The sequence below is a fragment of the Piscinibacter sp. genome (assembly GCF_050175855.1).
Lineage (GTDB): Bacteria > Pseudomonadota > Gammaproteobacteria > Burkholderiales > Burkholderiaceae_C > Piscinibacter.
The window spans coordinates 1-3,021 of record NZ_JBFXIO010000508.1 but is presented as its reverse complement, the minus strand read 5'-3'; the positions used below and the strand labels follow the sequence as shown (position 1 = coordinate 3,021).

At 69.0% G+C, this 3,021-nt stretch carries 2 protein-coding genes and 1 pseudogene; all 3 read right to left on the bottom strand.

The window, feature by feature from the left end:
- A pseudogene (locus tag AB7U92_RS24755) lies at positions 1-392 on the bottom strand (flagellar biosynthesis protein FlhF); the annotation flags it as partial.
- A complete protein-coding gene (flhA, locus tag AB7U92_RS24750; RefSeq protein ID WP_428583139.1) occupies positions 389-2,476 on the bottom strand; it encodes a flagellar biosynthesis protein FlhA in 2,088 nt (695 codons plus the stop codon). The gene flhA and the pseudogene AB7U92_RS24755, both read right to left, overlap by 4 nt.
- On the bottom strand, positions 2,473-3,021 hold a 549-nt coding region (locus tag AB7U92_RS24745), incomplete at its 5' end, for an EscU/YscU/HrcU family type III secretion system export apparatus switch protein (RefSeq protein WP_428583137.1). The genes flhA and AB7U92_RS24745, both read right to left, overlap by 4 nt.

Sequence of the window (3,021 nt, the reverse complement as noted above, 5' to 3'; positions counted from 1 at the left end):
TCGACCGCGTCGTCGGGGAAGCGCGAGGCCTCGCACATCGCCTCCTGGCGGCGCTTGAGCATGCGCTCGCGCACGAAGTCCTGGAACGACAGCGTGCTCATCGAGAGCTTGCGCACGTCTTCCTCGACCGGCGTGGCCTCTGGTTCGATGCGCTCGGCGAGAGACTTGCCCTTGCGCGCCGGCGGCGTCTGCTTGACGGCGGGCGCAGACACCTTCGGCGCCGAAGCCGAAAGCTGCTCGATGTGGGCCATGCCTTCCGGCGCCATCGCCAGCACCTCCACGCCTTCGGCGCAGGGCTTGGTGGACAGCACCACGGCGTCTTCGCCGAAGGCCTGGCGCACCAGGGTCAGGGCCTCGCGCGAGGTGCGCGCAGTGAAGCGTTTGCAGTTCATGACTGTGCTCCTATCACCGAGCCGATGCGGATCGAGTGCGTTTCAGGAATCTCGCTGTGGCCGAGCACGCGCAGGCGCGGCGCGGCTCGCTTGAGCAGCCGGGCCATCGGGGCGCGGATCAGGTCGGGCACCAGCAGGCAGGCCGGCACGCCCAGGTCTTCCTGGCGCTGGGCCGATTCGGCGGCGCTGCGCGCCAGCGTGTCGGCCACGCCGGGGTCGAGCACCGCGCCGTGCGGCGAGTTCAGCGCCTGGGTCACCAGGCGCTCGAGGTCGGGTTCGAGGGCGATCACGTCCAGCTCCTTGGCCGGGCCGTAGATCTGCTGGACGATGGCCGGCGCCAGGTGCACGCGGATGCGGCGCGCCAGCTCGGCCGGGTCGGTCACCGTGGCGGCGTGTTCGGCCAGGCACTCGACGATCGAACGCATGTCGCGGATGTGCACGCCCTCTTCCAGCAGCAGCTGGAGGACCTTTTGCAGGGTGGCGATTCCGACCATCTTGGGCACGACGTCTTCGATCAGTTTCGGAGCCAGCTTGGTCACGTGTTCGACCAGCTGTTGCGTCTCGACGCGTCCGAGCAACTTGGCCGCGTGGAGTTGCATCAAGTGTGAGAGATGGGTCGCCACGACGGTCGAGCAATCAACCACCGTAAATCCGCCCATCTGCGCCGCTTCGCGCTGGCGCTCCTCGATCCACACCGCGGGCAGGCCGAAGGCCGGGTCGACGGTGCGCGTGCCGATGAGGTTGGTGCTCGCTCCGCCGGGGTTGATGGCCAGCAGCATGCCCGGGTAGGCCTCGCCCTCGCCCACCACGGCACCGCGCAGGGTGATGCGGTAGGCGCTGGGCTTGAGCTCGAGGTTGTCGCGGATGTGCACCGGCGGCGGCAGGAAGCCGACGTCCTGCGCGAACTTCTTGCGCACGCCCTTGATGCGCGCGAGCAGGTCGCCCTGCTTGCTCTTGTCCACCAGCGCGATCAGCCGGTAGCCCACCTCCAGGCCCAGCGTATCGACCGGCTGCAGGTCGTCCCAGGTGGCCTCGGGGTTGGCCTGCGCGGCCTCGGCCGGGCGCACCGGTTCGCGCTCCTTGAGCTTGCGCTCGCGCTCCTTCATCCACCAGGCCGCATAGCCCAGCGCCGACGCGATGGTGATGAACACCAGGTTGGGCATGCCCGGGATCAGGCCGAGCGCGCCGACGATGCCGGCGGTGATGGCCAGCGAGCGCGGCGAGTTGAACACCTGGCGGGCGATCTGGTTGCCGACGTCCTGCTCCTTGCCCACGCGCGACACCACCATCGCGGTGGCCACCGAGATCAGCAGCGCCGGGATCTGTGCCACCAGCGCGTCGCCGATGGCCAGCAGGATGTAGCTGTTGGCCGCCTCGCCGGCCGACAGGCCGTGCTGGGCCACGCCGATGATGAAGCCGCCGATGATGTTGATGAACAGGATCAGCAGCCCGGCGATGGCGTCGCCGCGCACGAACTTGCTGGCACCGTCCATCGAGCCGAAGAACTCCGCCTCGTCGCCGACTTCCTGGCGGCGGCGGCGCGCCTCCTTCTCGTCGATCAGGCCGGCGTTGAGGTCGGCGTCGATCGCCATCTGCTTGCCGGGCATGGCGTCCAGCGTGAAGCGCGCGCCGACTTCAGCGATGCGCTCGGCGCCCTTGGTGACGACGATGAAGTTGATCACCACCAGCACGGCGAAGACGATCAGGCCGACAGCGAAGTTGCCGCCGATCAGGAAGTGGCCGAACGACTCGATCACCTTGCCGGCCGCGCCGGGACCGGTGTGGCCCTCCATCAGCACCACGCGGGTGGACGCCACGTTCAGCGACAGGCGCAGCAGCGTGGTCAGCAGGATCACCGTCGGGAAGGCGGCGAAGTCCAGCGGCCGGATCATGTAGGCCGCCACCATCAGCACCATCAGCGCCATCGCGATGTTGAAGGTGAACAGCAGGTCCAGCGCGAAGGCCGGCAGCGGCAGCACCATCATCGCCAGGATCATCACCACGGCAATGGGCGCCATCAGCGCGCGCAGCGCGCGGCCGTCCGGGCCGAGCATCGCCTGCAGCTTCTGCACGAGCGGGTTCATTCGTAGAGCTCCATGTCAGGAACGGCCTTCTGGTGCGGATCGAGTTCGGGCGGCACCGGCAACTCGGGCAGATCGCCGGGGGCGGGGCCGCGGCCGGCCATCGCGGCGCGCAGCTGGTAGACGTAGGCCAGCACCTGGGCCACCGCGGCGAACAGCGCCTGCGGGATCTCCTGGTCCAGCTTGGTGTGGGCGTACAGGGCGCGGGCCAGCATCGGTGCCTGCAGCACCGGCACCTGCGACTCCTTGGCCACGTCGCGGATCTTCATGGCCAGCAGGTCGACGCCCTTGGCGACCACGCGCGGCGCGCCCATCCTGCCGTCCTCGTACTTGAGCGCGACGGCGTAGTGCGTCGGGTTCATCACCACCAGGTCGGCCTTGGGAATCGCGGCCAGCATGCGGCGGCGCGAGACCTCGCGCATCTTCGCCTTCTGCTTGCCCTTGACCTCCTGGTTGCCCTCGGCCTCCTTGTGCTCCTGCTTGGCCTCCTGGTGGCTCATCTTCAGACGGTCAGCGAGCAGCTTGCGCTGCAGCGGCACGTCGACGAC